At 61.1% G+C, this 7,174-nt stretch carries 8 protein-coding genes; 5 read left to right on the top strand and 3 right to left on the bottom strand.

The window, feature by feature from the left end; all coding sequences use genetic code 11:
* Nucleotides 1-1,179: IS1182 family transposase (locus AS026_RS20785; protein WP_062371485.1), on the top strand; the 1,179-nt coding region annotated here is incomplete at its 5' end.
* 150 nt (nucleotides 1,180-1,329) lie between these two features.
* On the opposite strand, the gene AS026_RS20780 is transcribed toward AS026_RS20785, so the two are convergent.
* Complete coding sequence (locus AS026_RS20780) at nucleotides 1,330-1,929, bottom strand: transglutaminase-like cysteine peptidase (protein ID WP_062371481.1); 600 nt, start codon at nucleotides 1,927-1,929, stop codon at nucleotides 1,330-1,332.
* Nucleotides 1,930-2,079: 150 nt separating this feature from the next.
* A complete protein-coding gene (locus AS026_RS20775) occupies nucleotides 2,080-2,880 on the bottom strand; it encodes an alpha/beta hydrolase (protein WP_062371479.1) in 801 nt (266 codons plus the stop codon).
* Between the two features lie 179 nt (nucleotides 2,881-3,059).
* On the opposite strand from AS026_RS20775, the gene infC reads away from it, so the two are divergent.
* On the top strand, nucleotides 3,060-3,596 hold the full coding sequence (infC, locus tag AS026_RS20770; RefSeq protein ID WP_025658610.1) for a translation initiation factor IF-3: 537 nt from the start codon (nucleotides 3,060-3,062) through the stop codon (nucleotides 3,594-3,596).
* A 251-nt stretch (nucleotides 3,597-3,847) separates the two neighbouring features.
* Here infC and AS026_RS42080 read toward each other — a convergent pair whose 3' ends face one another.
* The gene (locus AS026_RS42080; protein WP_062371477.1) at nucleotides 3,848-4,231 is read right to left on the bottom strand and encodes a hypothetical protein; all 384 of its coding nucleotides are present in this window, start codon (nucleotides 4,229-4,231) and stop codon (nucleotides 3,848-3,850) included.
* 253 nt (nucleotides 4,232-4,484) lie between these two features.
* Here AS026_RS42080 and AS026_RS20760 point away from each other — a divergent pair, with 253 nt between their 5' ends.
* From AS026_RS20760 to AS026_RS20750, 3 genes are read left to right on the top strand one after another with little or no spacing between them, the layout of a single operon-like run.
* On the top strand, nucleotides 4,485-5,030 hold the full coding sequence (locus tag AS026_RS20760) for a PepSY domain-containing protein (RefSeq protein WP_025658612.1): 546 nt from the start codon (nucleotides 4,485-4,487) through the stop codon (nucleotides 5,028-5,030).
* A gap of 5 nt (nucleotides 5,031-5,035) precedes the next feature.
* Nucleotides 5,036-5,701: a response regulator transcription factor gene (locus AS026_RS20755; RefSeq protein WP_062371474.1), complete on the top strand. Its 666-nt coding sequence runs from the start codon at nucleotides 5,036-5,038 to the stop codon at nucleotides 5,699-5,701.
* Entirely contained in the window at nucleotides 5,698-7,050 is a 1,353-nt protein-coding gene (locus tag AS026_RS20750) for an ATP-binding protein (RefSeq protein WP_062371471.1), read from the top strand. The genes AS026_RS20755 and AS026_RS20750 overlap by 4 nt, the downstream gene beginning before the upstream one ends.
* Nucleotides 7,051-7,174 lie beyond the last annotated feature (124 nt).

The following is a 7,174-nucleotide window of genomic DNA, read 5'->3' as shown; positions in this document are numbered from 1 at the left end:
CTGTTCATCGGTTACCTGTTCGGCGTGCGCTCGGAGCGTCAGTTGGTGCGCGAGATCGAGGTCAACGTCGCCTACCGCTGGTTCTTGCGGCTGAAGCTGACGGATCCCGTGTTCGACGCCTCGACCCTGTCGCAGAACCGCCGCCGGCGCTTCAACGACACGTCGGTGGCCCAGGACATCTTTGATCATATCGTCAGCCAGGCGATCGCCCACAAGCTGGTCGATGGCACGGTGCTTTACACGGATTCAACGCATCTGAAGGCGAATGCCAACAAGGGCAAATACGATCTTGCGATGATCGAAAAGTCGCGGGCCGATTATTGGGCCGATCTCGACCGGGCGATCGAGGCGGAGCGGACGCTGCACGGGCAAAAGCCGCTGAAGGACAAAGAGCGTGAGCCGCAGGTGAAGGAAATCAAGGTGTCGCGCACCGATCCCGACAGCGGCTACATGGTGCGCGACGGCAAGCCGAAGGGCTTCTTCTATCTCGACCACCGCACGGTCGACGGCAAGCTTGCGATCATCACCGACACCCATGTGACGCCGGCCAATGTGCATGACAGTATCGTCTATCTCGAGCGGCTCGACCGGCAGCGGGAGCGGTTCGGCTTCGAGGTCGGCGCCGTCGGCCTGGATGCCGGCTATGCCACGTCCGGCATCGCCAAGGGGCTGGAGGACCGCCAGATCCTAGGCGTCACCGGCTATCGCAATCCGACCCCACCCAAAGATGGCATGATGCGCAAGTCGAAGTTCGACTATGAGCCCGAGACGGACGGTTATCGCTGCCCCGAAGGCCAACTGCTCGCCTATGCCACCACCGACCGCAACGGTTATCGCCACTACACATCCGACCCGGCGATCTGCCAAACCTGTCCGCTGCTCGCCTCCTGCACATCAAACACCAAGGCGGTGCGCACCATCACCCGCCATGTCTGGGCCGATGCCCGCCAGCGCACCGACGCCAACCGCCTGACCCCTTGGGGCAAGGCAATCTATAAGCGCCGCAAGGAGACGGTCGAGCGCTCGTTTGCCGATGCCAAGCAGCTTCACGGCCATCGCTATGCCCGCTTCCGAAGTCTCACCCGTGTCGCATGCCAGTGCCTGCTGGCCGCAGCCGCCCAAAACATCAAGAAGATCGCAATGGCGCTCACCAAGCCACCCAGACCAGCCATGGCATGAGGGCCAGAGACCGCCAACTTCGCCGCGCCGCAGAACCCAACTTAAAACAACCAACGTCCAAAAAAACAAACCCGCCGAAAATATCGACGGGTTTGTCAGCGGTCTGAAGGCCGGCGTTTCGCCGGCCTTTTTCGTTCAATCTACTATCGCTTATCGCAAAGCACCGACCAGAACGTCGCGGCCATTTTCGATGGTGACCCAGCGACCGGCATTGTTGCTCGACTGGCGCTTGATGAAGGAGTAGGGCGTGTCGAACCATGGCTTGATGTTGGACGCCAGGTTGTCGAGCACGAAGTCGCCGTTGCTGGTGCGCAGCGTCAGCACGGCATGACCTTCGCCATCGGGCTTGCGGACCACCGTGAGAAGAAGATTAGCCGGCGAAATTCCGCGCTGTATCAGGATGCGGCGCTTCAGCAGGGCGAAGTCCTCGCAGTCGCCTGCGGTCGTCGGATAAGCCCAGACTTCATCCTTGCCGTAGATTTCCTTGTCGGTCATCGGCGTGATGCTGTTGTTGACCATCGTGTTGACGGACCGCACCATTCCCCATTTCCCTTCCGACATCTCGGCCGGCGAGACGTTGCGGTTTGGGCCGCATTCATTGCGATGGCTCTGGCAGAAGTCGTAATGGCCGATCGGCTGGGACGTCGCAGCGCCAGTAACCATCGAGAGGTTGTTGGTGGAAGCCGGCGTTGCGGCTGTAGACATAGCAAACATGGCCATCATGGCCACGACGAAACCCTTGATCCGCACGCCCGCTGTTCCCTTGCATCGCCCATGTATTGTTAATAAAAAGTTAACGGACGGAGGCTCGGAGAGTCAATCGTTACTTCTGGGGAAGGTGCCACTACCCGCCAATATGGTTAAAATCCGTTAGGATTTGGCACACATGGATCGTTTGGCCTAGCGGATAAGCCCTTTGACGGCGGCGAGAATGCGCTCGATGTCCTGGGGCCGCGACAGCCGGTGATCGCCATCACGCACGAAGGTCAGCACGACGTCGTCGGCGGGGAGATGTTCCACGAGCTTCATAGCGTGCTGATAGGGAACGTCCGGATCCTTCATCCCCTGCAGGATATGGACCGGGCAGCCGGTCTCGATGATGCCGTTGAGCACGCTGTTGTCGCGCCCGTCCTCCATCAGGGTTCGCGTATAGATGTTTGGCTCGGGGCTGTAGGCCGACCGCTCTTCGAAGTAGCCGCGCTCGGCCAGCGAGGCCTTCTCCTTCTTCGTGAGGTTCGGCTCGATCAGATCGGAGGTGAAGTCGGGAGCCGGCGCAATCAGCACCATGCCCGCGAGCTTCGGCCCGTCCTGCCGCTTGGCGAGTTCCTGCGCCAGCCTGAGCGCGATCCATCCGCCCATCGACGAGCCGACGACGAGGATGCTCTCGGGCGCCGCGTGGAGGATTACCGCAAGCGCCTCCTCGAGCCAGCGCGAGATCGTCCCGTCGGTGAATTTGCCGCCGGACAGGCCGTGGCCGGAATAGTCGAGGCGCAGGCAGGCAAGGCCGTTTTCGGCCGCGAAGCTGTCCAGCTCCACCGCCTTGCTGCCGCTCATGTCAGAGCGGTATCCGGAGAGCCAGACGAGGGTTGGGCCGGCCGTTTGGCCAGGTTGGCTACGCGCAATATAGGCGATCTCGCGCGCAGCTTCGCCCTGTCCGACGGTAAGATATTGTTGGTTGTAAGTGAGATTTGCGTCAGACATCGCGGAACTCCAGTTGTTTTGGCCTATAAAACAGATTCTTGACAGGCTGACAGCAGGTGATTTTTCCGCTAAAGGATGGTACCGACTCCGTTGCAGCAATGGTGAAACGACATTTGTACTTCCGTCATCGGGAGTGCCCGGGCTGCAGCGATCCGAAACAACGCGAGGAGAATACGACCATTCGCAGACCCTTTAAAGCCGACGCGCCCGTAAAGGAAGGGCCGCGCTCGAACCGGGAAATTCGCATCCCCCGAGTTCAGCTGATTGATGCTGAAGGACAGAACTTGGGTGTTGTGCCCACCGACCAGGCCCTGAAAATGGCTGAGGAAGCCGGCCTCGATCTGGTGGAAATCTCCCCCAATGCCGAACCGCCTGTATGCAAGATCCTCGATCTGGGCAAGCTGAAATATGCCAACCAGAAGAAGGCTGCCGAGGCGCGCAAGAAGCAGAAGATTGTCGAAGTTAAAGAAATCAAGATGCGCCCTAACATCGACACCCATGACTATGAGGTGAAGATGAAGGCGATGGGTCGTTTCTTTGAAGACGGTGACAAGGTCAAGGTGACATTGAAGTTCCGCGGCCGTGAAATGGCGCACCAGGAACTTGGTATGAAGCTGCTGCAGCAGGTGAAGGCCGACACGACCGAATATGCCAAGGTTGAAGCCGAGCCCAAGCTCGAAGGCCGCCAGATGATGATGGTACTCGCGCCGAAGTGAGGCGCGTCGCCACTCTCCAATCAAAGCCGTCCGTAAGGGCGGCTTTTGTATTTTGGGGCTGTGGTCGGACCAATCTGACAGGATGCTGACAAACGCACTCAACAGTCTGTCAGAGAGACTTTGGCAATCTGTTCTCAACAAGAAGAGAGCAGAAGGCAAAGATCATGAAGAAGACCATTTCACACGCGTTATTGGCTTCCGTCGCCGCAATCGCGGTGACGTTGTCGCTCCCGACAATGCAGACGTTCACGTCAGGCCATTTTTCGTCGTTGGCATTCGCTCGCGGCGGCAGCGATGATGGCGGTGGAAGCAGCACCAGCGGCAACAGTGGATCCAGCCATAGCGGTGGCAGTGATGACAACAGCGGCAGCGGGCGTGGCGGTGATGATCATAGCGGTCGCGGCGGTCATGACGACGGCGATGACGATCACGGCCGTGGACGTGGACGCGATGACGGAGCCAACCATGACGCCAATGACGACAATCCTGGCGAGCACCGCGGCGGCCGCAACGACAATCGCCCGGAAGTGACGCTTTCGGTGTCCGAAGCGAGCCTGACGGGACTGCTGAACGGTTCGCTTGTCGCCGTCGATCAACTCGGCCGGCGCCTCGAGGTCGAGGTTGAGCTTGAGCATGGGGCACACGAGGTGGTCGCGCATCCTCACAGAGGTGACTTTATTCGAAATCCTGGCGCAATCACCAGCGTCAACATACTTCCCGCTTCGGCGCAATAATCTGCCCGGCGCGGTCTTCCGGCCACCCCTTCGGAAGAAGGAACTCCGCCGCGCCCCGGCGGAGTTCCTGGTTTGTCGGAGCTTTGTCTGGTCGCGATAAAGTGTTCAGTGTAGGTTCCGCGATTGCAGAAGCATTGAGGTACATTGAAGTTCAATGAATAGAAGCCGTCGCAGTTTCATGACGATGTTGATGCTGGCCATAGCGCTCTCTGCGGCCGGCCCGATGTTCGTTTCCCATGCTGAGGCCAAGGATGGTGGCAGCGATGATGGCGGCGGCAGCAGCGGTGGGAGTGGTTCGAGCGGAGGCAGCGGCTCGTCGGGCTCTGGTTCGCCCGGATCCTCGGGTTCCAACTCGGGCAGCGGCAGTTCCAATTCCGGTCGTGGCGGCCGCGACGATCACGGGGATGATGACGGCGGCGACGACCACGGCGGAGGCGGAGGCGGCGGTAGCAGCGGCCGCGGCAGTGGCGGCCGGAACACCGATTCCGATCGCGCGCGCGACGCCGTTCGCGAGGGCCGGATCCTGCCGCTGAAGACCGTTCTGCAGCGGATCGACGCAAAACGCTACGGTCGGGTCATCGACGTCAATCTCCATCGATCCATGTTCGGCGATGTGTATCAAGTGAAAGTTCGCGACGGGACGGGCGCGATCAGGACATTGCGTGTCGACGCCCGCAACGGAGCATTGCTGGGGGGGTAGGGGCTATGCGTATCCTGTTGGCGGAGGACGATCCCAATATTTCCGGCCATGTGGTCGAAAAGCTTGGGCGGGAAGGCTATCGCGTCGAGGTATTTGCAAGCGGGCCTGCTGTATGGGAAGAGGGCGAGACGGGCGATTATTCAGCCATCATCCTAGACCTCGGATTGCCCGGCATGGATGGCCTGTCGATCCTGAAGCGCTGGCGCGGCGCGGGCATCAACACGCCGGTTCTTGTTCTCACTGCCCGCGGCTCGTGGATGGAGCGTGTCGACGGCTTTGATGCGGGAGCCGATGACTACCTGCCGAAGCCGTTTCGTACCGAGGAGCTGCTGGCTCGCCTGAGAGCGCTCCTGCGGCGCACCGGCGCCATCGCATCGCGCGTCAAATCCGCCAACCGCTTCACTCTCGATGAAAGCGCAAGGCGCGTCACTTTCGATGGACGCGAACTTGATCTCAGTCCGCTCGAATACCGGATGATAGCGCTTTTCATCGGCAAGCCCGGTGAGGTCCTGAGCCCGACCGAACTGGCGAGCCAGGTTCAGGGCCGTGATGACGATGCCGCCAAGAATGCCGTGGAAGCTATGGTGGCGCGGCTGCGCAAGAAGACGGACAGCGACGCCATCGAGACCCGGCGCGGCTTCGGCTATGTTCTTCCGGAGCGACCTCGGTGATCCACTCGCTGCATTTTCGCCTCGCTGCCGGAGCGCTTGTCGCGATCGCGCTGGCGTTGATGCTCGTCTGGGCGGTGCTTAGCCACCTGTTCGCGGATTATCTGGCCGACCAGTATTCCAACGAAATGACGTCGGTGATGGATTCGCTGGCGGCGCGGCTCAGCGTGGAGAATGGCGCTCTTGAATTGAAGAACGAGCCTGCCGACTCGCGCTTCCAGATCCCCGCCGGCGGCCGCTACTGGCAGATCTCTCCCGATGGCAATGAGGAGCCGCTGCGGTCTCGCTCTCTGTGGGACGAGGAGATCACCGCGGATGACCTGTCGAAGGACATGTATTGCGGGTTCCGGGAAACGGACGGGCCGGATGGCTCGCCGCTGCTGGTGTCGATGAAGACGATGGCGCTTGGCGAAGGCGCCGCAAAGAAGAACTTCACCGTCTATGCGGCTTTCTCCAAGCCCGAGATGGAAGCGGCGCTTGAAAGCTATCACCGGCCGTTGCGGCTGATGCTGCTTTCGACCGGCGGCATGCTGCTCCTCGCGGCGTTCTTGCAGGGGTGGGTGGGCTTGCGCCCGCTGGTGCGGCTTCGCGAGCGCGTCGCGGATATCAGGGCCGGCCGCAGCTCACATATCGGCACGGAGGGGCCGAGCGAGGTCAAGCCGCTGGTTCGTGAAATCAACCTGCTGCTCAGCGAGCGGGAGACGGCGATCGAGCGCGCCCGCGCGCGTGCCAGCGACCTCGCCCATGGTTTGAAAACGCCTCTCACGGTGTTGTCTCACCTGGTTGAAGCCTTGCCCGAGGACCAGCGCGAAACGGCTCTGCAACAGATCGAGCTGGTCCGCCAGCGCGCCGACCGACAACTGCAGGCCGCCCGCATGGGAGTGGAGCAAATGGCCACGACGTCGCTGCTCGGCATTGCAGGAAAGCTCGTCAATGTGCTGACGCCTTTCACCGAAGAGAAAGGAATCGACTGGCATCTCGATATCGACCCCGCCCTGACGGTTCAGGCGGACCCCGCGGACATCGCCGAGGCACTCGGCAACGTACTCGACAATGCCGTGCGCTTTGCCAGGACGCGCATCGATCTTTCCGCCGGTCGCTTGCAGGATGATGTCGTGCTCAGCGTTTCCGACGATGGACCCGGCGCCGATCCTGGTAGCTACGATCTGATGCTGAAGCGCGGTGTCAGGATCGATGAAGGCACGGCAGGAACTGGGTTAGGGCTGGCGATCTCGGGCGATATCCTTGAGGCTTACGGCGGCCGGCTCGATCTTTCCGCCTCGCGGTGGGGCGGTCTGCAGGTGAAACTGATGCTTCCGGCCATGGCGAGCCGGCTTCCCGCCATTGCTTAGAAGATTCATTGGCCGCCCCGTTGCACTTTTATGACGCTGCGGTTATAAGCGCGCGTCCGAACTGACCGGCAGGGCATGCCGTGGCGGTTTCGAATGCTTGCGGAACGGTTCATCACCGGAGCCG

Origin of the sequence: Rhizobium altiplani, from assembly GCF_001542405.1 — a bacterium.
Classification (GTDB): domain Bacteria; phylum Pseudomonadota; class Alphaproteobacteria; order Rhizobiales; family Rhizobiaceae; genus Rhizobium; species Rhizobium altiplani.
This window is presented reverse-complemented; position numbering and strand designations above follow the sequence as displayed.

Coding starts and splice junctions, on each gene's coding strand:
- AS026_RS20775 (WP_062371479.1), bottom strand. CDS start 2,880: ATGTCTGACGCAAATCTCACTTACAACCAACAATATCTTACCGTCGGA.
- AS026_RS42080 (WP_062371477.1), bottom strand. CDS start 4,231: ATGCTCAAGCTCAACCTCGACCTCGAGGCGCCGGCCGAGTTGATCGAC.
- AS026_RS20760 (WP_025658612.1), top strand. CDS start 4,485: ATGAATAGAAGCCGTCGCAGTTTCATGACGATGTTGATGCTGGCCATA.
- AS026_RS20755 (WP_062371474.1), top strand. CDS start 5,036: ATGCGTATCCTGTTGGCGGAGGACGATCCCAATATTTCCGGCCATGTG.